This is a genomic window from Paenibacillus sp. 01T47, assembly GCF_056398245.1.
In genome coordinates, this window is record NZ_JBFTPA010000012.1 from 1 (window position 1) to 23,557 (window position 23,557).

General features: G+C 48.4%; 17 protein-coding genes, 9 tRNA genes and 1 rRNA gene. 26 read left to right on the plus strand and 1 reads right to left on the minus strand.

Annotated features, from left to right (window positions below; all coding sequences use genetic code 11):
* The 19 genes from AC1DOV_RS21570 to AC1DOV_RS21660 form a co-directional block, all read left to right on the plus strand.
* Window positions 1-104: ribosomal RNA gene (locus tag AC1DOV_RS21570) — 23S ribosomal RNA — on the plus strand; the annotation flags it as partial.
* 146 nt (window positions 105-250) lie between these two features.
* Window positions 251-327 (plus strand) — tRNA-Ile (locus AC1DOV_RS21575).
* 5 nt (window positions 328-332) lie between these two features.
* Window positions 333-408, plus strand: a tRNA-Asn gene (locus AC1DOV_RS21580).
* A 5-nt stretch (window positions 409-413) separates the two neighbouring features.
* A tRNA-Ser gene (locus AC1DOV_RS21585) sits at window positions 414-501 on the plus strand.
* Window positions 502-515: 14 nt separating this feature from the next.
* Window positions 516-590: transfer RNA gene (locus AC1DOV_RS21590), tRNA-Glu, on the plus strand.
* A gap of 20 nt (window positions 591-610) precedes the next feature.
* Window positions 611-687 (plus strand) — tRNA-Met (locus AC1DOV_RS21595).
* A gap of 32 nt (window positions 688-719) precedes the next feature.
* Window positions 720-795, plus strand: a tRNA-Thr gene (locus tag AC1DOV_RS21600).
* A 75-nt stretch (window positions 796-870) separates the two neighbouring features.
* Window positions 871-946: transfer RNA gene (locus AC1DOV_RS21605), tRNA-Thr, on the plus strand.
* Between the two features lie 74 nt (window positions 947-1,020).
* Window positions 1,021-1,096: transfer RNA gene (locus tag AC1DOV_RS21610), tRNA-Thr, on the plus strand.
* A gap of 8 nt (window positions 1,097-1,104) precedes the next feature.
* A tRNA-Pro gene (locus AC1DOV_RS21615) sits at window positions 1,105-1,181 on the plus strand.
* Window positions 1,182-1,359: 178 nt separating this feature from the next.
* Complete coding sequence (pdaA, locus tag AC1DOV_RS21620; protein ID WP_179089892.1) at window positions 1,360-2,118, plus strand: delta-lactam-biosynthetic de-N-acetylase; 759 nt, start codon at window positions 1,360-1,362, stop codon at window positions 2,116-2,118.
* 198 nt (window positions 2,119-2,316) lie between these two features.
* The gene (locus AC1DOV_RS21625; protein ID WP_477512910.1) at window positions 2,317-4,122 is read left to right on the plus strand and encodes a sensor histidine kinase; all 1,806 of its coding nucleotides are present in this window, start codon (window positions 2,317-2,319) and stop codon (window positions 4,120-4,122) included.
* A 1-nt stretch (window position 4,123) separates the two neighbouring features.
* A complete protein-coding gene (locus AC1DOV_RS21630) occupies window positions 4,124-5,749 on the plus strand; it encodes a response regulator (protein WP_477512911.1) in 1,626 nt (541 codons plus the stop codon).
* A 127-nt stretch (window positions 5,750-5,876) separates the two neighbouring features.
* Complete coding sequence (locus AC1DOV_RS21635; RefSeq protein ID WP_477512912.1) at window positions 5,877-7,280, plus strand: ABC transporter substrate-binding protein; 1,404 nt, start codon at window positions 5,877-5,879, stop codon at window positions 7,278-7,280.
* Between the two features lie 89 nt (window positions 7,281-7,369).
* Window positions 7,370-8,269 (plus strand): carbohydrate ABC transporter permease, encoded by a 900-nt coding sequence (locus tag AC1DOV_RS21640; RefSeq protein ID WP_477512913.1) that lies wholly within the window; start codon window positions 7,370-7,372, stop codon window positions 8,267-8,269.
* Between the two features lie 11 nt (window positions 8,270-8,280).
* Window positions 8,281-9,168: a carbohydrate ABC transporter permease gene (locus tag AC1DOV_RS21645; protein WP_477512914.1), complete on the plus strand. Its 888-nt coding sequence runs from the start codon at window positions 8,281-8,283 to the stop codon at window positions 9,166-9,168.
* 17 nt (window positions 9,169-9,185) lie between these two features.
* Window positions 9,186-11,411: a heparinase II/III domain-containing protein gene (locus AC1DOV_RS21650; protein ID WP_477551044.1), complete on the plus strand. Its 2,226-nt coding sequence runs from the start codon at window positions 9,186-9,188 to the stop codon at window positions 11,409-11,411.
* Between the two features lie 13 nt (window positions 11,412-11,424).
* On the plus strand, window positions 11,425-11,739 hold the full coding sequence (locus AC1DOV_RS21655) for a cupin domain-containing protein (protein WP_477512916.1): 315 nt from the start codon (window positions 11,425-11,427) through the stop codon (window positions 11,737-11,739).
* Window positions 11,740-11,969: 230 nt separating this feature from the next.
* A complete protein-coding gene (locus tag AC1DOV_RS21660; RefSeq protein ID WP_477512917.1) occupies window positions 11,970-13,211 on the plus strand; it encodes an MFS transporter in 1,242 nt (413 codons plus the stop codon).
* A 78-nt stretch (window positions 13,212-13,289) separates the two neighbouring features.
* Here AC1DOV_RS21660 and yhbH read toward each other — a convergent pair whose 3' ends face one another.
* A complete protein-coding gene (yhbH, locus tag AC1DOV_RS21665; protein WP_076270296.1) occupies window positions 13,290-14,444 on the minus strand; it encodes a sporulation protein YhbH in 1,155 nt (384 codons plus the stop codon).
* 372 nt (window positions 14,445-14,816) lie between these two features.
* On the opposite strand from yhbH, the gene AC1DOV_RS21670 reads away from it, so the two are divergent.
* From AC1DOV_RS21670 to AC1DOV_RS21700, 7 genes are all read left to right on the plus strand, one after another.
* Window positions 14,817-16,178 (plus strand): aminotransferase, encoded by a 1,362-nt coding sequence (locus AC1DOV_RS21670; RefSeq protein WP_477512918.1) that lies wholly within the window; start codon window positions 14,817-14,819, stop codon window positions 16,176-16,178.
* 17 nt (window positions 16,179-16,195) lie between these two features.
* Window positions 16,196-17,440, plus strand: coding sequence for a M20 family metallo-hydrolase (locus AC1DOV_RS21675; RefSeq protein WP_477512919.1), 1,245 nt, complete (start codon window positions 16,196-16,198; stop codon window positions 17,438-17,440).
* 120 nt (window positions 17,441-17,560) lie between these two features.
* On the plus strand, window positions 17,561-18,934 hold the full coding sequence (locus tag AC1DOV_RS21680) for an NAD(P)-dependent oxidoreductase (RefSeq protein WP_477512920.1): 1,374 nt from the start codon (window positions 17,561-17,563) through the stop codon (window positions 18,932-18,934).
* Window positions 18,927-20,231: an NAD-dependent dihydropyrimidine dehydrogenase subunit PreA gene (gene preA, locus AC1DOV_RS21685; RefSeq protein ID WP_477551133.1), complete on the plus strand. Its 1,305-nt coding sequence runs from the start codon at window positions 18,927-18,929 to the stop codon at window positions 20,229-20,231. The genes AC1DOV_RS21680 and preA overlap by 8 nt, the downstream gene beginning before the upstream one ends.
* Before the next feature lies 1 nt (window position 20,232).
* Window positions 20,233-21,627, plus strand: a complete 1,395-nt coding sequence (gene hydA, locus AC1DOV_RS21690) for a dihydropyrimidinase (RefSeq protein ID WP_477510566.1) — start codon at window positions 20,233-20,235, stop codon at window positions 21,625-21,627.
* A 70-nt stretch (window positions 21,628-21,697) separates the two neighbouring features.
* On the plus strand, window positions 21,698-21,925 hold the full coding sequence (locus AC1DOV_RS21695; RefSeq protein ID WP_477510567.1) for a hypothetical protein: 228 nt from the start codon (window positions 21,698-21,700) through the stop codon (window positions 21,923-21,925).
* Between the two features lie 101 nt (window positions 21,926-22,026).
* Entirely contained in the window at window positions 22,027-23,499 is a 1,473-nt protein-coding gene (locus AC1DOV_RS21700) for a CoA-acylating methylmalonate-semialdehyde dehydrogenase (RefSeq protein ID WP_477510568.1), read from the plus strand.
* Window positions 23,500-23,557: the final 58 nt, after the last annotated feature.

A 23,557-nucleotide genomic window follows, 5' to 3' on the forward strand; every position in this document is an offset into this window, starting at 1 on the left:
CCAGTATGTAAGACCCCTTGAAGACGACGAGGTTGATAGGTTCGGGGTGGAAGCACAGCAATGTGTGTAGCTGACGAATACTAATCGGTCGAGGGCTTATCCTAAACACGTTTACTGTGACCCATACATCCAGTAGACAGCAGCATAAAAGGCTTCAGCAAGCCTAATCTTTCGTATCCAGTTTTCAGGGCGCAATTTGATTACCTGATTATAAACAATTGATCTTACATAAGATTTATGTTTATGCTTAGGGCCTTTAGCTCAGCTGGTTAGAGCGCACCCCTGATAAGGGTGAGGTCGGTGGTTCGAGTCCACTAAGGCCCACCATATTTTCCCTGATAGCTCAGTTGGTAGAGCACTCGACTGTTAATCGAGTTGTCACAGGTTCGAGTCCTGTTCGGGGAGCCAAGTTTGGAGAGATACCCAAGTGGCTCAAGGGGACCCTCTGCTAAGGGGTTAGACTGCGTAAGTGGTGCGAGGGTTCGAATCCCTCTCTCTCCGTTCCAATTTTTCTAGGCCCGTTGGTCAAGTGGTTAAGACACCTCCCTTTCACGGAGGTAACAGGGGTTCGAGTCCCCTACGGGTCACCATATTTTTTCTTTCAAAATGACGCGGGGTGGAGCAGCCCGGTAGCTCGTCGGGCTCATAACCCGAAGGCCGCAGGTTCAAATCCTGCCCCCGCAACCAAAACACCTTTAAATGGTGAAAAAAATCCATATGCCGTTGTAGCTCAACTGGTAGAGCAACTGACTTGTAATCAGTAGGTTGGGGGTTCAAGTCCTCTCGACGGCACCATTTTTTCTTTAGATGCTCCTTGGTTGTTGCCAGGCAAGCATCAAAACTACCTGCAAAGGTAGACATAACCGTTACGCCGTTGTAGCTCAACTGGTAGAGCAACTGACTTGTAATCAGTAGGTTGGGGGTTCAAGTCCTCTCGACGGCACCATTTTTCTTAAGATGCCTCTTGGTTATGCCAAGCAAGCATCAAAAACCACCAGCATTGGTGGACATAATCGATGTGCCGTTGTAGCTCAACTGGTAGAGCAACTGACTTGTAATCAGTAGGTTGGGGGTTCAAGTCCTCTCGACGGCACCATCTTTTCTCGGGACGTAGCTCAGCTTGGTAGAGCACCTGGTTTGGGACCAGGGGGTCGCATGTTCAAATCGTGTCGTCCCGACCATCTTTTAACAGAATGATTGACAACATAAACCGCTATTCTCAAAGTCTACAGGACTTATGGGAATAGCGGTTTTTTTATGTGTTTATGGGGAAATATAAACGCAATATGCGGATGAAGTGCAATCACTTCATTGAATAAGGAGGCTTTACTGTTGAAGCAAAGGGTTAGAGTCGCTGTCATGCTTATTGCGATCTTATGGGGCTTAATAAGTCCAGCAGCTGCATATGGGCAGCCAGGAGTATTCCACTTCGGGTTTAAGAAAAGCGTGGAGGGGCGTCTGCCTTCGATCGATGAGGAGGGCTTTAAAGAAATCGTAACGAAGCACGGGGCTTTGTTCCTAGGGGATACAACGCAAAAGGAGCTATATCTTACTTTCGATAACGGCTACGAGAATGGCTATACACCGCGTATCCTTGATGTATTAAAAGATAAACAAGTACCAGCGGTCTTTTTTGTAACGGGACATTATGTCAAAGATCAGCCGGAACTTTTAAAGCGGATGGTGCTGGAGGGGCATATTGTAGGCAACCATTCTTGGAGTCACCCGGATATGTCGACCCTCTCAGAATCAAGCATCAAAACGGAGCTCGATAAGGTCAAGGAGCATGTAGAAACGCTGACCGGCCAGAAGGAAATGAAGTATCTGAGGCCACCAAGAGGCATATTCAGCGAACGGATGCTTGCCGCTAGCAAACAATTCGGCTATACGAATGTATTTTGGTCAGTGGCGTACAAGGACTGGGATGTGAATGCGCAAAGAGGATCACAATATGCGTATAACGAGGTTGTTAAGCAGCTCCATCCCGGAGCGATCATCCTGCTGCATTCCGTTTCCAAAGACAATACTGAGGCGCTCGGCAGAATTATAGACGAGGCTCGCCGGCAAGGATATCTGTTCAAAAGCTTAGATCAGATGGGCATTGATTTAAATATCTAGTAAAGTACGTCCAAAAGCCTTAACCTCATTACAGGGGTTGAGGTTTTTTGTTATTCCGAACCATTTTATATTGCAAACGCAATGTTAAAATCTTTAGAATTCTGCCCTCATCCCTTACTTTGCCGCATGTTTAGCTATTTTAACTTCCATTATAATAAAGAAGAGTGTGCCTAAGCCCACTTAGGCGATGAGAGGTGAATGATGATGTTCAGCAAAAAAAATTGGGGAGCGTTTGTTAAAAAATTATATTATTCTCTTTCGCTCAAGCACAGAATATGGCTGACCTTCGTTGTTTTAATCATGTTTGGCCTTACAGCAACAGGAGGTATTGCCTACTGGATCGCTTCGAAGGAAATACAGAGGAATGCGCTCAAAACGAGTCAGGATACGGTCAACCAATCTGCTCAAATCGTAAATGAACGGCTTAAGAACATTGGTATTGCCGTTCGTGCGCTTATGTTCAGCGACCCGTTCAAGCAGGTGATGACCGATGCACAAAACAATGACCGAGACCACTATTACAATACATGGACCTCACTTCAAGGTGTTTTCTCGCAGGTGAAATTCAATGACTCGATGATTGACAGCATTTTGATTGCTTCGCCGATCGGCGATTATTATCATACGTCCAATGTCCGGGACACGGCAAACTCATTTTATAATTCGGATTTGTATACGCATTTCAAGGAAATAAAGCGGGGCTTTTGGACGAAAGGGCATAAGGATGCCTTCTTTATGGATAAACAAGATGTGATTTCCCTTGTTGTGGAGGGAGTCAATGAGCTGGGCGAGAAGCGATCGGATGTTTATGTGGTCATTAATGTGAAGCAAGATGATTTGTATGAGCTGTTCATGGAAAATCTGTCGACAGCAGAGAAACAGTATTATTTTGTAGATTCAGAGGGCGAAGATGTGAATTTAGATAATCGATCGAGTCAGGAGAACCAGTTGACAAAGCACTCGGCGTTCACGAAGCAGTTGACCGCAGAAATGATGGGCTCGTTTTTTTATAAGGACAGGAAAAAGGAATATCTGGTGAACTACGCAAGGCTGGAAGTAAAGGATGATTGGATGATTGTTGGTATCCAGTCGAAGAGCGACCTGCTAGCGAAACTGAACGGCATCAAGAAAGCAACGATCTACGTCATACTTGGGTTGATGGTGCTGTCATTATTCATAGCGAACAACATGATCTATTTATTGTTAAAACCATTGTTCAGTCTCCAAAGGCTGATGAAACGGGTGGAAGAAAATGATTTGAATGTGCGTTTCGAAAGCGAATACAAGGATGAGGTATCCCAGGTGGGGTTTCGCTTTAATCGGATGTTGGACGAAATCAAGCAGCTGATTGAAGATGTCAAGGTACGGGAGAGTGAGAAGCGAAAGGCCGAGATCAAGGCGCTTTCCGCACAGATGGACCCTCATTTTTTTTACAATACGCTGAATACGATCTATTGCAAATCAGTGCTTGGCGAGAACAAGGACGTTAATGAGATGATTCTGGCTTTATCCCAAATGTTTCAGCTTAGCCTCAGCGGGGGGAGAGACTTGATTACGCTGGAGGATGAGCTTGATCATGTGCGCCAATATTTAGCCATTCAGCAGATTTCTTACGAGGAGCTGTTCGTTTGCCATATCGAGGTGCATCCGGAGCTGCTTGCCTGCGGAATTCCAAAAGTCGTCATTCAGCCACTTGTAGAAAATAGCATTTTGCATGGTTTTCAAGATCGTGAATCAGGTGGTGAAATTTATATTAATGCGCAATTGGATGAGGACTGGCTGCATTTGACGGTAGAGGATAATGGGACGGGGCTCATTCCCGAGCAGCTCATGGCTTCGATTATTCATCCAACGACGATGGATGAGGGATATGCTCTCCGCAATATTTATCATCGGCTCCAGCTGTACTACGGCGACCAGCAGCGCATGATCATAAGCAATAATGATAGTGGCGGAGCCCGGATTGAAATTTGGATTCCGAAGCAGACGGAAGGGATGGGGTAACATGAGTCAACCGGTCAAATTGTGCATTGTAGACGATATTCGAAGTGTAGTAGATATGCTGAAGCACAAAATCCCTTGGGCGGAGCATGGGATCGAGGTGGTCGGCAGCGCCACGAATGGCGAGGAGGGGCTTGCGGTTATTAAGCAAACGTCGCCGGACATAATTTTGACCGATATTCGAATGCCGAAGATGGACGGGCTAGAAATGACACGAAGTATTGTGGAAATGCTGCCTCATAGCAAAATTATTATTTTGAGCGCTTACACCGATTTTGAATATGCGAAAAAAGCGATCCAGTACGGGGCGCTTGATTATGTGAAAAAGCCTTTTTCAATCGAGGATATTATCAAAGTTGTATTAAAGGCGAAAGAAGCATCGGAGCAAGACAAACGGGAACGTTCGCATGTCATTGGGCTGGAGAAGAAGATTAAGGAAAGCCTGCCTGCGCTGCGGCAGGAGTATATGTCACTGCTTGTCCATCATCAGACCGAGGAGGCGGATATTTCACAGTGGTGGGGATTTCTAGATCTGCCGCCTTTGCAGGCTCCGCTTGCGGTCATGGTAATTCAAATTGACCAGTTTACTGACAAATATGGCGGCTTGGTTGTGAAAGAGCTGGAGCTGGCGCGTTTCTCCCTGCAAAATATCGTCGAGGAGACGATCAAGGAGCATACATCGGCGGTTATCTTCCGGGAGGCGCTTAACCGCTACGTCTGCATTATGCAGGGGCAGCCCGGGGATCATTTGATGCGGATTGCTGATTCCTGCTGCGAAAATATCGCCAGCTACACGAAGTTTACTATTTCCATCGGCATCGGGATGGAGGCGGGGAGTGTGCGTGAGCTCCCGAAGAGTTATCAGCAAGCGCTCAGCGCCTTGTCTTATCATTTCTATACCGGGGGAAATGGCGCATTTAGCTCCCAGCAAGAAGCGCAGGACAGCGCCGCTGGATGGATTTATACGACAGAGAGTGAAAATGAATTTTTATTCGGTTTTCGCTCGGGCAATAAGGAGAAGACATTAGAGTGGCTTGCTTCCATTTTTGATGAAATGCAAAGCTCCTCCGTGCTCCCCGAGCCTAGCGATGTCGAGCATCTCTTTCACGGCCTATCCCTTAGAATGCTCAGGGTGCTGCTGGAGAAGTTCCCACGCAGCAACCTGAAGGAGTTTGAGTCGAAGGTGCAGGAGGCGAGACGGGGAAGCCGTTCGTCGCTGCAGGATTATAGGCAATGGTTGACTGAGCTTTGCGAAATCGGATGCAGGCTGATCGATAAGGAGAGGGCAAGCGAATCACAAAAAATTATATATAGATCGATCGATTATATTAAAACACATTTGCAGCTTGACCTAACTTTGGAGCATTGCGCAAGGCAGGCGAATTTAAGCTGGGGCTATTATTCCAATCTATTCAAGAAAGTGTCGGGAACGACCTTCCAGCAATTCGTCACGCAGGTCAAAATCGAACGGGCGAAATCGATGCTAATCGAGGACTTTCAAGTGCAGGAAATCGCGCAGGAGCTTGGCTATGAACACAGGCGCTATTTCAGCGAGGTATTCAAAAAGCAGACCGGCCTTACGCCGACCGAGTTTAAGGAAATCTCCTTAGGCAGGTCACCGAAGCCGTAGAAGCAAGGTTTTGATAATCATGAAATATCTGCCCTTATTCGCAAGGTAGCCACATTACCTATGTGGGTCTGATCTCTTATAGTTAAGAAGCAAGCAAACGGTTTCACCTACAAAGGGAGGATCACCAATGTACAAAAAACTCGGAACGATCGTGCTGAGCTCATTTCTTGCCTTATCTCTGGCAGCCTGCGGAAGCACAAACAACAATTCGCCAGGGGAGGAGAGCGGAGCTTCCAACAAGCCTGCGGAATCGGACGGCGCAACAACACCAGCGAAAAGCGGCAAAAAAACAAAAATCGTGTATTGGACCGGAGATCGCCACGATATGGACTATATCAAGGAGGTTGTTCAAAGCTTTAATGACACGAATACGGACAACATCGAGGTGGAAATGGTCGTCAAGACGGATGATTACGATCAGGCAATCGACTTGGCGTTTGCTTCCGGACAAGGGCCTGATGTGTTCAGAGTGAAGGAGAATACGATCAAGACTTATGTAACTAAGGGTTATCTTGCACCGATTGATGCGATGCTGACAGACAAGATGAAGGAGCAGTTCCCGGTCATTCAGGACTTTAACCAAATTGATGGCAAAATGTACAGCCTGCCGAACTATGGCTCGACATTAAGGCTAGTGTACAACAAGGACCTGTTTGCCAAAGCAGGCATTGCCGCTCCTCCAACAAACCTTGCGGAAATGGTCGACGCAGCCAAGAAAATAACGGCTGTCGGCAAGGCAGAGGGTGCTTACGGCTTCGCGCAAAACTTCAAAAATGCGGATAGCGCGTTTGGCCGCTCTGCACGTGTCATTGCTGAAGTGAGCGGTTACGGCGGCTTCGGATATGATTTTAAAACCGGAAAATACGACTTTGCAGGCTTCAAAGACATTATTCAATCCTTCAAACAAATGTATGACGACGGAAGCACGCTGCCGGGTATGGAGTCGCTTGATATCGATCCGCTGCGCGCGCAGTTTGCGGAAGGCAAGCTAGGCATGTACCTTTCCTTCTCTTCCGAGCCGGGTGTATACAAAAACCAATTCCCAGCGAAAATCGATTGGGCTGCGGCACCTGTGCCAACAATTGATGGAACAGTCAAAGGTGCAAGCTCGTTCCTTGGCGGCCAATGGCTGGCGCTAAGCAGCTTCTCCAAAAACCAAGAAGCGGCGTGGAAGTTCATGGAATATATGTACGGCGATGAAATTTTGAAAACGTATCATGAAAAAGGCTTTGGCATCTCGATGGTACCTTCAATTTCGGCAGTTGCCGCGAAACCGGACATCAATGGCATTGATGGTTTCCTGCCAAGCGACAACGATGCTACATGGCCATTAAGTCCGGCTGTTACGATTGAGGGCATTAAGTACAATGATGCATTCTTTAAATATATGCTGGGCGGCGGGGATCTGGATGCGATCATTCAGGATCTGAACACAAGGTACAATGCGGCGCTTGATAAAGCGATTGCTAGCGGCGATGTGACCACGGCAGCAAAACCAGATTTTGATCCAACGAAGCTGGGTGCGAAATAACGGCTTAACTATAGGAACAGCAATGCGGGGTGGAGTGCAGACTCCACCCTTTGCTTTCCCCTAAGACAGAGTGTACGGGAGTGGAAACGATGAACAAAGCGCGTCAAATGAGTTTTTCTTATCTTTTTTTATTTCCAAGCCTGCTGCTAACGGTTGTACTAGGCATCTATCCGCTAGGCTGGGCTATCCGGTATATGTTTTTTGATTATAAAGGCTACGGCGAAGCTAGATTTACCGGCTTGTACAACTTCCGCAGGCTGCTTGCTGATAGCCAGTACTGGGACTCCGTAGTGAATACGTTCATTTATGCGGGCGGCAAGCTGATTGTGACAATACCGCTATGCCTGCTGCTAGCCGTTATTTTGAACCAGAAGCTTAAAGGCCGCAATGTACTTCGTGCGATCTATTTTATGCCAACGGTCATCAGCTCCGCGGTTATGGCTGTCGTGTTCTTTATTATTTTTAATTCGTATAACGGGGTGTTGAATCAGTATTTGCTTAAGTTCCATATTATCTCCGAGCGGATTGACTGGCTTGGACCCAAAAACGCAATGATGACTACGATTATTATTGCCATCTGGGGCGCTGTGGGCAACTATATGCTGTTGTTCTTGGCCGGACTCCAGAATATTCCAAATGATGTGTATGAGAGTGCTTCACTAGACGGTGCAAACAAAAGACAGCAGTTTTGGTATTTGACGATTCCGATGCTTGGACCTGTTCTGCAAATCGTCATTATGCTGGCAATTATCAACTCGCTTAAAGGTTATGAAACGATTATGGTACTGACCGAGGGCGGCCCGATTGGAAAAACTGAAGTTATGTATTTATACGTATATAAGCTATTTTTCCCTACGCCTTCCTCCGGTGCGGTCGTTGACCAGCAGTTCGGCTACGGAAGCGCAGTCGGCTTCACTACAGCCGTAATTGTAGGCATCATTACGCTTGTCTACCATCTGCTGTCTAATCGCATGAATAAAATGCAATGAGGGAGGATGCTATGAAGACGGAAGTTATACCCCATGTTCAAACGATCCAGAAACGAAAACCGCTTCGCACAGGGAAATTAGGCGGGCAGCTGCTGCTCTGGATTTTCTTGCTTGCAACGGCGCTCCTGATCTTGTTTCCCATAATCGTAACGTTGTTTGGTTCATTTATGTCGAATGCAGAGATCGCTACGGGCGGCAACATTTTGCCATCGGTGTGGCATTTTGAAAATTATGCGGAGGCGTGGGTGCAAGCGAACTTTTCCCGCTTTACTTGGAACAGTCTCATGCTTAGCGGCATGACAACGATCGGTACGCTTATCGTCGCTTCGATGGCTGCTTATGTTGTAGAACGGATGAATTTTCCGGGCAAAGCTTTGTTCGTGGCGATACAAGCATCGACGATGTTTATCTCGATAGGTGCGGTCGTCATTCGCCCCCAATACGAGCTGATGATCAAGCTGCATTTGCATACCTCTTTATGGGGCGTTATTTTGATATTAATCAGCGGGCACGCTTATATTTTTTTCATCCTGCTTAGTTTCCTGAAAGGAATATCCAGAGAGCTGGATGAAGCGGCACGGATTGACGGCTGTTCTAATGCAGGCATCTTTTGGAAAATTATTTTACCGCTCCTTAGACCGGGTCTCGGAGTGGGAGCGTTGTTCACGTTCTGCGGGGCGTGGAACGAGTATTTGAGGCCGCTCGTCTTTACGATGAATACGCCCGAGCTGCAAACATTAACGGTGGGACTCTCCTACCTACGCTATGGAGCGTCGGCGGCGGTTCAGACGCATTATATGCTGGCCGGGGCTTGCTTGTCGATTTTACCGCTGCTTATCGTCTACATGCTCGCGAACAAATCGTTTATGCAGATGACGGCAGGATCACTGAAAGGGTAGGGAAAGAGGCATGCGTTATGAATGATAAACGGCTGGTGAAAATGAGAACAAACGCATGTCTACCGCAGTTTGAGGCGGCTATGCGGCTGCTGCGACAGGAAGCGGAAGAGGCATCACGCATCTCGTATACGATAGGTCCGGTGGAATATGGAGAATGGATGCATCAGTATTACTGCCATCATGACGGGGCGAAGCTCTCCTTTGATTGGGGGCAGCCGCACACGCATGTCTGTCCGGTATGCGGCACAGTATGGTCTGGCGAACCCTTTGACTCTGCATGGACATCTTTTGTGCATGCGAATATAGGCCGCGCGGTTTATCATATGGCGATGCTTCACGCTATAGAGCCGGATGAAGCGCTGCTCCATCAAACGAAGCAGTTTCTTCTGTCTTATGCAGACAATTACGAAGGGTATAAGATTCACGGGAGCATCCCGTACAACGGTCCGGGTAAGTTGTTTGCACAGACACTTGACGAGGCGCACTGGATTATTGATTTGTCCGTAGGCTTTCAATTCATTCGGGCTTCGTTGTCTGAAGAGGAAGAGGCGCATATCCGTTATGGCTTGCTGGAGCCTTGCGTACATTTTTTAATCGCGCACAAAGAGAAGCAAATCCATAACCATGCGGTGCTGATTACTTCCGCGATCGCGTCCATTGGCATTTTGCTGAACGATGAGGGGATTATTCATGCCGGACTCTCAGGAGAGTATGGGCTGCATGACCAAATGAAGCGGGGCCGCTTTGCTGACGGACTGTGGTATGAGGGGAATGTTCAGTATCATTTTTATGCGTTCAAGTCGCTGCTGAACTACGCGCTTATGGCGGAAGGAACGCCTTGGGATATTTGGCAAGAGTCTGGCCTCCAATCGATGTTTGATTATCCGGTTCACTGGATAGTGCCAAATGGCTATATGCCTTCTTTCAATGATGCAGGAAGCGCGGGCGGCATTCATACTTATGCGCCTTATTATGAAATAGCGCTGGATATTTTTGGTGATGAGCTCTATCGTTCGCTGCTGAATACGGCCTATGGCACGCAGTGGGCGGAAAAGGCATTTACAGGTGTGAAGACAGTGGAGCGAGACTCTATTCTGGCGTTACTGTTTGGCTGTGAGCTTGCACCTGTGGACGCTTCTGAAGGTGAACAGCTGTGGAAGGCATCACACCGTTCAGTATCCATGCCCGTGAGTGGGATAACGAAGCTGGTCAATGCGAAGCGCTGGCAGGCGTTCATTAAGCACAGCAAGTTCGGCGGCGAGCATGACCATATGGACCGGCTCGGCTTGTCCGTCGTATGCGGGGAAGTGCCGCTGCTCGTTGATCCGGGCACGACCGCTTACGGCGTGCCTGCACATTATGGGTGGTTTAAGCATACCTTCTCGCATAATACGGTGTGCCTGAATGGCGTTGACCAGCCTCCCGCGGATGGGCGGGTTATTCGTTTTGAGCAGCACCCATGGGGAACATGGACAGAAACGATGGTAGATTGGAAAGCGGAAGCGTATGAGATGAAGGACCGGATTATTTTGCCCCCGGAGCTTAGTCCATGGGATCTCTTGGCTTACGAAGGTGCCTCTATTAGAAGAATAAATGTGCTGACTGAGCATTATTTGCTTGATATGGTCAAGGTAGATGTAAGCGAGCCGCGGGAAATCAGCTGGATGAATCATTTTAGCGGGATTCTTGAAGAGGAAGAGGATAAGGTCTGGCAATCGACAGATGTATGCTTAAGCAGGCTTGATCAGCAATGGTTTAAGCACAAAAGTAGGTTTATGGCTGGTGGAGTTTCGGAAGGAACGCTAACTTTTCGCTATAAAATGGAGAATGGGAGCTTGAGGCAGCATCTGTGGAGTTCTCAGCCTGTGGAGATCTATTCGGCTTTGACGCCGGATAACCCGCCGGATCGGGACCGGACCTCACTTATTATGCAGGTGAAAACCAGCCAAACGATCGTTTTTGCGCAAGTGCTATTTTATGATTCGGAGCAAGAGCCGTTGTCCGAAGGAGCAAAGCTGGTGGGGAACGTTGAATCAGTAGATTATGCTGATACAATAGAGTCTATAGAAACAGTAGAGTCTATAGAAACAATAGGGAAAACGGAAACGTTTGTGAATACGGAAACTTTGCAGATTACTGAAATGTCGGATCAGAGCTACCGAATGACAATCACAGCAGATGGGGTCAGGGATGAGTACTCGCTGATGTGGGACGATGGCGGAGCATGGCTAGACAAATGCTAAAGGAGGAACTCGGATGAGCAATATCGGAGTATGGGAAAATGCGGAGCCTGGCGTTACACGTAAAATTTTGCAACCGGGAAAAACGCTGATGCTGATGGAGGTTCATTTTGAGCCTGATGCGGTTGGTTATGAGCATGCTCACCCGCATGAGCAGCTGAGCTATTGCTTGAGGGGCGCCATTGAATTTACAATTGACGGCGAGAAGCAAGTGATCCGGCAGGGAGAGTCCATCGTTATACCAAGCGGGGCGAGGCACGGAGTAACCGCATTGGAAGCCTCGGCGCTGCTCGATTCCTTCACGCCGCTGCGCGATGATTTGATTAAGTAAGGGTGAGTATACGGTTATAGAGAGAAGAGCGATTCCATGGCTGAGCGAGCATGGGTGCTCTTCTTTTTTTGCAGGATGGTTGTTGCCGCCTTGTAGAGGGTATATTCTTTGTAATAGGGCTGCAATCATTAGAAACTTTGAAAACGTGGTAATATAGAGTAGGATATCCATACAAATAGAAAATGCCGCCTAGTCAAATAGAGCTTGAGCATAGGGTAAGGGGTTTACATATGAGTAAAATGACATTGCTGCGCGAGCCGAAACAGCGGAAACTGTTGTTTAGCGCGGGGCTTAGCTGGCTTTTTGATGCGATGGAGGTCGGAATGATCTCCTTTATCGTAGCTGCTTTGGCAGTAGAATGGCAGCTTGGTTCACAACAAGTTGGGTTACTGATGGCAATTAATTCGATCGGTATGGCAGTTGGAGCCGCTGTATCCGGTTTGATGGCCGATCGATACGGACGCAGGGCGATCCTGCTCTGGACACTGCTGATCTTCTCCATTGCGAGCGGTCTGTCCGCTCTGGCAACGAGCTTTATCGTCTTATGCGCGCTGCGTTTCATAGCCGGATTTGGGCTTGGCGGGGAGCTGCCAGTTGCGTCGACGCTTGTATCGGAATCTGTGCCTGCCAAGGAGCGGGGCCGGGCAGTCGTCCTATTGGAGAGCTTCTGGGCGATCGGCTGGATTGCTGCGGCTTTGATTGCCTACTTCATCATTCCTGATTACGGATGGAGGATGGCGTTTGCGCTCGGTGCTGTTCCTGCACTTTTTGCCCTATATTTGAGAAGAGCCATTAAAGACTCGCCCAGCTTCAATGCGCAGCAGAGCCGCAAGCTGAGTCTGAGCGATAGAATGAAATCCATATGGTCCTTGCGCTACCGAAAAACGACAGTAACATTGTGGATCTTATGGTTTACAGTCGTATTTTCCTATTACGGCATGTTCCTGTGGCTGCCTTCCGTCATGGTGCTCAAGGGCTTTGATTTGGTGAAAAGCTTTCAATATGTTCTGATTATGACACTCGCCCAGCTGCCGGGTTATTTCACTGCTGCTTATTTTATCGAGAAGTTTGGGCGAAAATTTGTGCTAGTGGTTTATTTGCTGCTAACCGCGGGCAGCGCCCTTTGGTTCGGCAGCGCAGAAACAGAAGGGGTACTACTGGCTGCGGGCATTTGTCTCTCATTCTTTAACCTTGGAGCGTGGGGAGGGATGTACGCCTATACGCCGGAGCTGTATCCAGCCGCAGTTCGTGGAACTGGCGTCGGCTTTGCCGCCTCATTCGGCCGTGTCGGGGGTATTATTGGTCCTTATCTTGTTGGTATGCTAGTTGCTAAACAAGTCGCGATACCGTCTATTTTTATGATCTTTTTTGTAACGATTGTCATAGGCGCGCTAACGGTTTTATTCTTTGGCAAAGAAACGAAAGGGATCGATCCGGATAAAGAGGGCTCTGATTCTGCTCTTACAAGTTGAAGGGATGTTTATTCAAAATGCGAAAAAGCCGTCCAGAATGGGTTGAACCCATCGGGACGGCTTTTTTCTGTGTTTTTATTACGCACCGGTCACTTGCTTGGAGAAAAAGGTTTTAAGCGCTTTGTACACTTCGCCTTTTTCCTTAATTACCGAATACATAAACTTTTTGTGGTTGATGTGTTTGTAGGCGGACATCAGAGTACTGCTTCGATTGTATTGATTGACCTCTCCGTATCCGAACATATTGCTTCTCTCCATCAGCTGACCGATTAGCTTCACACAGCGTTCGTTATCTGAAGTTAGGTTGTCGCCATCAGAGAAGTGGAACGGGTATATATTCCAATTGGGAGTCGGATACCGGCTATCGATGATGTCGATCGCTTTCTGATAAGCGGACGAACAGATGGTGCCGCCGCTTTCCCCACGATTGAAAAATTCCTCCTCAGTAACTTCCTTTGCTTCCGTATGATGCGCGATAAACACAATTTCCACATGCTCATATTTGCGCCTTAAGAAGCGTGTCATCCAGAAGAAAAAGCTGCGCGCGCAATATTTCTCGAACGAGCCCATGCTTCCCGATGTGTCCATGAGGGCAAGAATGACCGCGTTGGATTGGGGTTTGATGACTTCATTCCATGTTTTGTAACGAAGATCGTCAGGTGAAATGCCGCCAATGCCGGATTTGCCCGCATTGGCGTTGCGGCGCAGATTTTCGATTAATGTTCGCTTCTTGTCGATATTGGACATAATGCCTTTTTTCCGAATATCGTGAAAAACGATTTCGGTAGTTTGCAGCTGATCCTTTTGCTTTTGCTCCAGATTAGGAAGCTCCAGCTCCTCAAACAGCATATCCTCCAATTGATCGATACTTATCTCGGTATCAACAACGTCTTCTCCAGGCTGATCGCCTGCATCCTGACCCTTGCCGGGCCCCTTAGCAGCTTGTGGATCGACGCCAAGCACATCCCCAACCTGAGAGTCGCCATCGCCTTGTCCGACGTGCTGCTTCTTGTTGTAGTTGTATATAAAGTGGGACTCGTCGAGACTTTTAATAGGGACCTTGATCGTTCGCCTGCCATCGGACAATACGATGCTTTCATCGGAAACCAGATCGGGAAGATTTTGCTTAATGGCTTCGTGCACCTTCTCCTGATGTCGCGCTTGATCCTCATAACCTTTGCGGTGGAGCGACCAATCTTCCCTTGAAACAATAAATAGCGGCTCTGACTCCATTTCCCTCACCTCATTCCATTATGTTAACGCTGCAGAATGAAAAAAAGCCTTACATGCTCATCGCTTATTTCTTGTCTGTTACTCAATATATTCAAGAGCAGAGCGGTTATGTGAGGGAAAATGAACAGGGATCACATGAATTTATCCCCATAAACAGCTTCTAGAAGATTAACTCCGCAGAAAAATAGGTATCTTTTCCGAGCATCCTGCGTTGCTTTACGATGTTATTTTTGAGTCATGGCAGCAATCTCAGAAACAATTTGGAAGATGCAGCGAAGAAGCCGCATACGCTAGTCTATAAGGATCGTTGATGGTCTCATCCACGGTTCGTTCTATTATAGAAGCGGCAGCCGCGAAGGAGGAAAGGAAGGCATGGGCGTGAATGAGGCAGCAATGAATGAAGAAGACAAAGCAGCGCTGTTAGAGAAGGACCGGAACTATTTATGGCATCATATTTCTCCTCATAATGAGAATCCAATGGTTATCGTGTCGGGAGAAGGAAGCTGGTTAACGGATATGGACGGGAATCGCTATTTCGACGGCATGTCCGGGATGTGGTGCGTCAATGTCGGTCATGGCCGGGTCGAAATCGCTGAAGCGGCTGCGGAACAGATGAAGACAGTAGCTTATGCGACGCTCATTCAATCTCATGTTCCGGCAATTGAGTTGGCTGCGAAGCTGAATGAATGGCTCATTGGCGATTATCGATTTTTTTTCTCCAACTCAGGTTCAGATGCCAATGAGGTCGCCTTCAAAATCGGCCGCCAGTATCATCATCAACGTGGGAAGGGCTCTAAGTACAAATACATTTCACGCCACCGCGCCTATCATGGCAATTCTATGGGTGCACTTAGCGCCACAGGGCAAGCGCAGCGCAAGCTGAAATACGAACCGCTAGGTGTGGGATTTTCCCATGTGCCTCCGCCCTATTGCTATCGTTGTCCTTTCGGGCAAACGAAAGGCTCCTGCAAAATGCAATGCGCTCAAGCCTATGAGGATACCATCCTATGGGAGGGTGCAGATTCGGTCGCTGGCATTATCGTTGAGCCAGTTATTACCGGAGGTGGAATGATTGTGCCGCCTGATCCATATTTAGCTCGGCTGCGAAAGATCTGCGATAAGCATGATGTCCTGCTCATTGTTGATGAGGTCATTTGCGGCTTCGGGCGATCTGGAGAGAAATTTGGACATCAGAATTTCGGGGTAAGGCCGGATATAGTGACGATGGCGAAAGGGCTGACAAGCGCCTATTCTCCATTATCTGCAACGGCAGTGTCCGCCGAAATGTATGAAAGCTTCAAAGAAAGCGGAGCAGACAATCATTTCCGTCATGTGAATACCTTCGGAGGCAATCCTGTATCCTGCGCAGTGGCGCTAAAAAATATAGAAATTATAGAACGTGAAAATTTAGTCAGCCGTTCTGCCTATATTGGCAAAGAGCTGTTTAGCCGAATCAAGCCGCTTGAATTACATCAGTACGTAGGCGAGCTTCGAATTTTCGGCTCGGCTATCGGTATCGAGCTGGTTGAGGATAAACGAACAAAGGAGCCGGCATCTGCTGCTAGAGTTGCTGCTATTATTGCGGAGTGCAAGCAAAAAGGACTGCTCATTAGCAAAAATGGCGATACAGTGCCGGGTTTTATGAATATTTTGACGCTGAGCCCGCCTTTGTCGACTACGGATGATGAGATTGTATTTATCGCCGAAACGCTGCTTCAGGTTTTCGGTGTCTGAGGGAGGCGGATAAAAGAGTGGAGAAAGAACTCAGCATTAATGCCAAGCGGCTGCACAGGCGTATTGATGAGCTTGCTCAGATTGGCAAAATCGGTGATACAGGCGTTTGCAGGCTGGCGCTGTCGAAGGAGGATTTGGCAGGTGTAGAGCTGGTGCGGAGTTGGATGCTTGAAGCGGGGATGGAGGCGCGGATAGATCCGTTCGGCAATTTGATCGGCGTGCTAAAAGGAGCTGACTCGGCAGCACCGGTACTTATGCTTGGCTCCCATATTGATTCGCAGCCGTACGGCGGACGATTCGATGGTGTGATTGGGGTATTAGGGGCAATTGAAGCCGTTCAAACGATGGTTGAAAAAGGCTTTAAACCAGCTAGAAATATTGAAGTTGTCGCTTTTTGTGATGAAGAAGGCTGCCGGTTTAACAAAGGGTTGTTTGGCGCAAGGGGAATGACCGGGAAGCTTGAGGAGGGGGAGCTTGATCGGACGGATAAAAATGGTGTGACTCGCAGGGAGGCATTGATCGCGTTTGGATGTGATCCTGCTGCGTTTGAAGGTTATGTCTTTGATGAAGGGCGAATAGCTGCTTTTCTGGAGCTGCATATTGAACAAGGTCCAGTGCTGGAGTCGCTCCATGAACCGATTGGAATCGTCAGCGGCATATCCGGCCCTGTCTGGTGGACGGTAGAAATGACAGGTTTCGCAGGACATGCGGGTTCCGTGCCAATGTCTATGCGCCAGGATGCATTGGTCGGCAGCGCTAAGGTTATCATCGCACTTAACGAATTAGCTAGCGCTGAACCTGGCGCACCGACTGTAGGAACGGTTGGTTCGCTGTCGGTATTTCCGGACTCGCGCAACATTATTGCAGAGAAAGTAAGCTTCACCGTTGATTTCCGTGATATTGATCGGAGTCGCAGGAACAGGCTGGAGGAACAGCTTCTTGCGAGGATAGATGCTGTTTGTTTAGAGCATGGCTTGACGTACACGATTCGTGAGGATACGAGGAGTGATCCGCGTTACTGCGCGCCTGAGCTTAGGGAGCTAATGCAGGAGGAAGCGGCGAAAATAGGTCTTGCCCCGCCCGTTCTGATGAGCGGCCCGTTCCATGATTCGTTAACGATGTCTTATGTTTGCAACTACGGAATGATATTTGTTCGCTGCAAGGACGGGATAAGTCATAATCCGAAGGAGTATTCATCGCCGGAAGATATCGAACTCGGTGTAGAGCTTCTATACCGAACAGCGCACAGATTAAGTGACTAAAAGTGAACGATTATAGTAGACCAGTAACTCTTGCCCAGGTTATAGACCTGTAAAGCTTTCAGCGTGACTGAATACTTGAAACCTATAAAAATATTAAAGTTGAATAAGGAGGAGATGGGCATGGGCGCAATAGGAAAGGCGGTGTTTATTCCGGTCGAATCACTGCGGCGAAACTTTGCAGAAGTGAAGGCAGGCATGCGGCCAAAGGAAGCTATAGAGGAATCGAACCGCTGTTTGTACTGTTACGATGCTCCGTGCATAAAAGCGTGCCCGACGGGCATCAACATTCCTTCTTTTATCAAAAAAATTGCTTCCGGCAATATGAAGGGATCTGCTCGCGTCATTATGGATGCCAATCCCGTTGGAGCGACCTGCGCCAGAGTGTGTCCGACTGAGGAGCTGTGCGAGGGCGCATGCGTAATGAACGAATCTTCAAAGCCGATTATGATCGGCAGCCTGCAGCGCTATGCCACGGATTGGGCGATAAAAAATAATCAACAGCTGTTCGAACCTGGTCAAAGCAACGGCAAATCGGTGGCAATTATAGGCGGCGGACCAGCAGGTCTGTCTGCTGCGCGCGAGCTTGCAAGATTCGGATTCGCCGTTACGATATTCGAAGCGAAGGAACAAGCGGGCGGTCTTGATACATATGGCATCGTTTCGTTTCGTTTGCCGCAGAGCATCGCTCTGTGGGAGGTTGAACAGGTGAAGAAGCTGGGCGTTGATATTCGGACGAATACAGCAATTGGTTCTGACGTAGCCACAGATTCGCTGCTTGCGCAGTATGATGCGGTTTTACTTGCGATAGGAATGTCGAAGGTGCCTTATCTTAACATCGAGGGCGAACAATTAACCGGTGTGTATGACGCCATTGATTTTGTAGAAGCGACCAAAACGGAGCTTACAAATGACTTTGCTGGTAAACGTGTAGCGGTAATCGGTGCGGGCAATACGGCGGTTGATGCGGCCACCTGCTCGGTGAGGCTCGGGGCTGCAAAGGTGAAGATGGTATACCGCAGGACGAGAGAGGAAATGACCGCCTACGATTTTGAATTCGAATTCGCGAAGCAAGATGGTGTGGAGTTTGAATGGTTAAGCGCTCCCAGCCGGATTATCGGAGATGCTGATGGAAATGTCGAGGCGCTTGAATGCATGAGGATGCAGCTTGAAGAGGATGAACAAGGAGGAAGAAAAAAGGTGACACCGGTAGAAGGCTCCTCTTTCCTGCTTGATGTTGATGTTGTCATTAAGGCAATTGGTCAGACACGTCACTTGCCGCTAATTGAGCAGCTGGGCTTGCATCATAAGCGAGGAATGGTGATGGTGAATACGGAAACCTATCAGACCTCAAATCCCAAAATTTACGCTGCTGGCGACGTTATTTTCGGTGAAGGCCAAGGTGATGCGATGGTGGTTGCCGCCGCGCAGCAAGGCAAGCTGGCAGCTTATTCGATTTACAAAACGCTAGTTGCAGGGAGGGAAAATGATGGCTGATCTGCGCATTCAATTAGCAGGCATAGCTTCTCCGAATCCTTTTTGGCTTGCCTCAGCGCCGCCAACGAACACCGGCTATCAAGTTCAGCGAGCATTTGAAGCGGGCTGGGGAGGAGCGGTATGGAAGACGCTGGGCGATCCAATTATTAATACATCCTCACGATTTGCAGCTATTCATTTCAATGGACAACGAGTAGCAGGATTCAACAACATTGAGCTGATTTCGGATCGCCCGCTTGAAGTGAACTTAAAGGAAATTTACGAGACAAAGAAGCGATTTCCGGAGCATGCGCTTGTCGTTTCATTGATGGTGGAGCCTAAACGCGAGAAATGGCATGAAATTGTAAAAAAAGTAGAGGCAATCGGTGTCGATGGACTGGAATTGAACTTCGGATGTCCCCATGGCATGGCGGAGCGGGGGATGGGCGCTGCTTCTGGTCAGCAGCCGGATCTGGTTGAAATGCAGACAATGTGGGTCAAGGAGGCAGCGAGGACGCCAGTCATAGTCAAGCTTACGCCCAATATTACGGACATTACCGCGACAGCGAAAGCAGCTGTTCGCGGAGGAGCGGATGCGATCTCGCTGATCAATACCATTAATTCACTAGCTGGAGTTGATATCGATACATGGAATACGATTCCGCATGTTGGCGGAAAAGGCGCGCATGGGGGCTACTGCGGGCCTGCAGTTAAGCCGATTGCGCTTAATATGGTTGCGGAATGTGCCCGAAATCCTTTAGTTGGCGTACCCATTTCCGGGATAGGCGGAATATCGAGCTGGCGGGATGCGGTTGAGTTTATTTTGATGGGATCAACTGGCGTTCAAGTATGTACAGCTGCCATGCATCATGGCTTTAGCATCGTAGAGGATATGATCGATGGTTTGAACAATTATTTGGATGAAAAGGGTTTGAAATCAGTCAATGAGCTAATAGGCAAATCGGTAGAGCGCTATTCGGATTGGGGAGATCTAGACCTTAATTACGCGGTCGTTGCACGAATTGAACAGGATACTTGCATCGTTTGCAATAAATGCCATATCGCTTGCGAGGATACTTCGCATCAGTGTATTGAGCGGCATATAGACGATACTGGCGCAGCATACCTGAAGGTTCGCGAGGAAGATTGTGTAGGTTGCAACCTTTGTTCTATTGTTTGCCCGGTTGAAGGTGCGATTGAGATGGTAGAGGTTCCCTCGACGGAGCCGGCTCTAAGCTGGAATCAACGGCAAGCGGCAATTGCGTCACTAGGAAAAAGCAATGATTCTGACGATGGCGATAAGAAGGAGGCTGTATAGGATGACGGTGAGGCTCATTAAAAATGGGGTTATTGTAACGGCAGCCGACACATATAAAGCTGATGTGCTGATTAAGGAAGGCATCATCGCCAAAATCGGTATTGACCTCGAATCGGAAGCGGATGAGATTATCGATGCAACAGGCAAATACGTATTTCCAGGCGGCATTGATCCACATACCCATCTTGATATGCCGTTTGGCGGCACGGTTACGGCGGATGATTTTGAGACAGGCACAAAAGCTGCAGCTTTCGGAGGAACTACAACGATTGTTGATTTCTGCTTGACGACGAAAGGGAAACCACTGAAGGAATCCATTGCGGCATGGCATCAAAAAGCAGACAGTAAAGCCGTTATCGATTATGGCTTTCACCTCATGATTAGTGAAATAAACGATGCAGTGCTTGCCGAGCTTCCATCGATTATTCGTGAAGAGGGCATTACCTCGTTGAAGGTGTTTATGGCGTACAAAAACGTGTTTCAAGCGGATGACGGCACGTTGTTTCGGACGATGCTCGCAGCCAAGGAGCATGGAGCGATGGTAATGGTGCATGCTGAGAATGGCGATGTCATCGATTTTCTCATTCATAAAGCGTTGGAGGAAGGCAACACCGATCCTATTTATCATGCGCTTACGAGACCGTCGATTATTGAAGGAGAGGCAACTGGACGGGCAGCAAAACTAGCCGAGCTTGCTGGAGCGAGACTGTATGTTGTGCATGTGACATGCGCCGAAGCCGTCCAGCAAATCGCAGAGGCGCGCAATCAAGGCGTGGACGTGTGGGGCGAAACCTGTCCACAATATTTGGTGCTCGATCAGTCGCAGCTGGAGAAGCCGGATTTTGAAGGGGCAAAATACGTTTGGTCGCCGCCTCTTCGTGAAGCGCATCATCAAGAGATTCTTTGGAATGCACTGAAGAGCGGCCAGCTGCAAACGCTGGGTTCGGACCACTGCTCTTTTAATTTTGACGGACAGAAGGATTTGGGGCGGGGGGATTTCAGTAAAATTCCAAATGGCGGCCCCGTTATAGAGGATCGATTCTCGCTATTTTATTCGGAGGGCGTTCATCAAGGGCGCATTACGCTTAATCAATTCGTAGACATTGTATCGACGCGCAGCGCCAAGCTGTTTGGTCTTTTTCCCCAGAAGGGGACGATTGCCGTTGGCAGTGATGCGGATATCGTCATCTTTGATCCGCTAGCAGAGCGTATTCTCTCAGCTGAAACACATCATATGAATGTCGATTATAACCCGTTTGAAGGATTGAAGGTGACAGGCTTGCCCGTTAGCGTGCTATCACGCGGTGAATTTGTCATTCAAGATTGTCAATTTGTTGGCTCTCTAGGGGCTGGACGATATGTGAAGCGGGCTCCTTACAAGGGGGATAATCGATAGCTGCTTGTCCCAACGCTGCTTCGCGACATGAGGGATAAAGGGAAGCCATAGCGCCAAAGGAGGAAGAGAAATGTCCGCCTATGAGCAATTCGTCGAGGAGAAAAACAAGATTGATGCGTATTTGAATCAGGAGTATGTCATTACTGGCGTGCGTGAAGGGCTGAGCGGCGATTGGCTGGAGCTTAAGCACCCCGGCGGTGATGAAGCTTCGCTGCTCATTGAGACGGCGGATGCTCGCAAATATTTTGTTAATGTGCTTCTTAAACAAGATGTTAGAGAACAAAAAGACGTGCAGTAAAAATTTGAGCATAGATTTCCAAAAGGAGATAGCTCCTTGAGTGCGACAAAGGATAAAAGGTTTGTTCCCAACGATAATTAACAAACATAGGAGCTGATAGGATGGCTATAGAACCTATTTCCCTACAGGATCCGCTTAAATTACGTAATTTTATAAACGGTGTTTGGGTGGAGTCTGTAAATGGACGAACAGATAAAGTGATAAATCCGGCTACAGGCGCAGTAATCGCTTATGTCCCATTATCCGTTCAAGAGGATGTTGAAGCTGCTGTGCATGCTGCGGAGCAGGCTTATCCAGCATGGAGCAAAACCCCTGTTCCACGCAGGGCGAGGGTGCTGTTTCGTTACTGGCAGCTTCTGCAGGAGCATGCGGAGGAGCTGGCGGAGATTATAACGATGGAGAACGGAAAAAGCTACAAAGAAGCGGTCGGAGAAGTGCAGCGCGGCATCGAAAATGTGGAGTTTGCGGCAGGAGCGCCGACGCATATGATGGGCGCAACGCTTGCAAACATTGCAACGGACATCGATTCGGAGCTGTTCCGGGTGCCGCTTGGTGTAGTGGGAGGCATCACGCCATTTAATTTTCCGATGATGGTACCGTGCTGGATGTTCCCGCTTGCCATCGCGCTTGGCAACACTTTTGTGCTCAAGCCATCAGAACGTACGCCGCTTACCGTTAACAAGCTTGCGGAGCTATTGCGGGAAGCGGGATTGCCGGATGGTGTACTGAATGTGGTGCATGGCGCTAACGATGTTGTAAATGTATTGACGAGCAGTCCCAGTGTTAAGGCCATTTCATTTGTCGGCTCGCAGCCTGTTGCCAAATACGTATATGAACGTGCTGCGTATAACGGCAAAAGAGTTCAAGCGCTTGCCGGCGCCAAGAACATCCATATTGTAATGCCGGACGCGCATATCGATAAAACGGTTGAGAACATCATTGCCTCATCCTTTGGCAGTGCTGGTGAGCGATGCATGGCTTGCTCTGCTGTCGTTGCAGTCGGTGATGGGAGCAGCTTTATGAAGGCGCTGCAAGCTGCAGCGGAAGCGATGATCATCGGTTCGGGAATGCGCGATGACGTCACCTTAACGCCAGTCATACGCGATGAGCATCGCAAGCGCATCGAAAAGTATATTGCGAGCGGGATTGCTGAAGGGGCTGCGCTTCTACTTGATGGCAGGCTTGCAACGGAGCGCAGCGGCGAAGGATATTTTCTTGGACCGACGATTTTTGACCAAGTGAAGCCTGAAATGACGATTGCCACGGAGGAAATATTTGGTCCAGTATTATCTGTCCTGCGCGCGGAAGATTTAAATGAGGCGCTTACTATAGTGAATAGTTCTAGATTTGGTAATTCAGCAGTCATTTATACGGAAAATGCTAAGGCGGTTCGTCAATTCCGCGAGGAAGCGGAAGCCGGTATGCTGGGTGTTAATGTAGGCGTGCCAGCACCAATGGCTTTTTTTCCATTTTCGGGCTGGAAGGACTCTTTCTACGGAGATTTGCATGCCAATGGAAAGGATGGAGTGGAATTTTATACGAAGAAAAAAATGATAACATCGAGATATTTTTGATAAGGCTGCCTAGTATAAAAAATGCCCCCGCAGCGTGCTGAGCTTCAGCACTGGCAGG

Bases quoted from the DNA above. Each gene is read 5' to 3' on its own strand.
- pdaA (WP_179089892.1), top strand. From the start codon at position 1,360: ATGCTTATTGCGATCTTATGGGGCTTAATAAGTCCAGCAGCTGCATAT.
- AC1DOV_RS21625 (WP_477512910.1), top strand. From the start codon at position 2,317: ATGATGATGTTCAGCAAAAAAAATTGGGGAGCGTTTGTTAAAAAATTA.
- AC1DOV_RS21630 (WP_477512911.1), top strand. From the start codon at position 4,124: ATGAGTCAACCGGTCAAATTGTGCATTGTAGACGATATTCGAAGTGTA.
- AC1DOV_RS21635 (WP_477512912.1), top strand. From the start codon at position 5,877: ATGTACAAAAAACTCGGAACGATCGTGCTGAGCTCATTTCTTGCCTTA.
- AC1DOV_RS21640 (WP_477512913.1), top strand. From the start codon at position 7,370: ATGAACAAAGCGCGTCAAATGAGTTTTTCTTATCTTTTTTTATTTCCA.
- AC1DOV_RS21645 (WP_477512914.1), top strand. From the start codon at position 8,281: ATGAAGACGGAAGTTATACCCCATGTTCAAACGATCCAGAAACGAAAA.
- AC1DOV_RS21650 (WP_477551044.1), top strand. From the start codon at position 9,186: ATGAATGATAAACGGCTGGTGAAAATGAGAACAAACGCATGTCTACCG.
- AC1DOV_RS21655 (WP_477512916.1), top strand. From the start codon at position 11,425: ATGAGCAATATCGGAGTATGGGAAAATGCGGAGCCTGGCGTTACACGT.
- AC1DOV_RS21660 (WP_477512917.1), top strand. From the start codon at position 11,970: ATGAGTAAAATGACATTGCTGCGCGAGCCGAAACAGCGGAAACTGTTG.
- yhbH (WP_076270296.1), bottom strand. From the start codon at position 14,444: ATGGAGTCAGAGCCGCTATTTATTGTTTCAAGGGAAGATTGGTCGCTC.
- AC1DOV_RS21670 (WP_477512918.1), top strand. From the start codon at position 14,817: ATGGGCGTGAATGAGGCAGCAATGAATGAAGAAGACAAAGCAGCGCTG.
- AC1DOV_RS21680 (WP_477512920.1), top strand. From the start codon at position 17,561: ATGGGCGCAATAGGAAAGGCGGTGTTTATTCCGGTCGAATCACTGCGG.
- preA (WP_477551133.1), top strand. From the start codon at position 18,927: ATGGCTGATCTGCGCATTCAATTAGCAGGCATAGCTTCTCCGAATCCT.
- hydA (WP_477510566.1), top strand. From the start codon at position 20,233: ATGACGGTGAGGCTCATTAAAAATGGGGTTATTGTAACGGCAGCCGAC.
- AC1DOV_RS21695 (WP_477510567.1), top strand. From the start codon at position 21,698: ATGTCCGCCTATGAGCAATTCGTCGAGGAGAAAAACAAGATTGATGCG.
- AC1DOV_RS21700 (WP_477510568.1), top strand. From the start codon at position 22,027: ATGGCTATAGAACCTATTTCCCTACAGGATCCGCTTAAATTACGTAAT.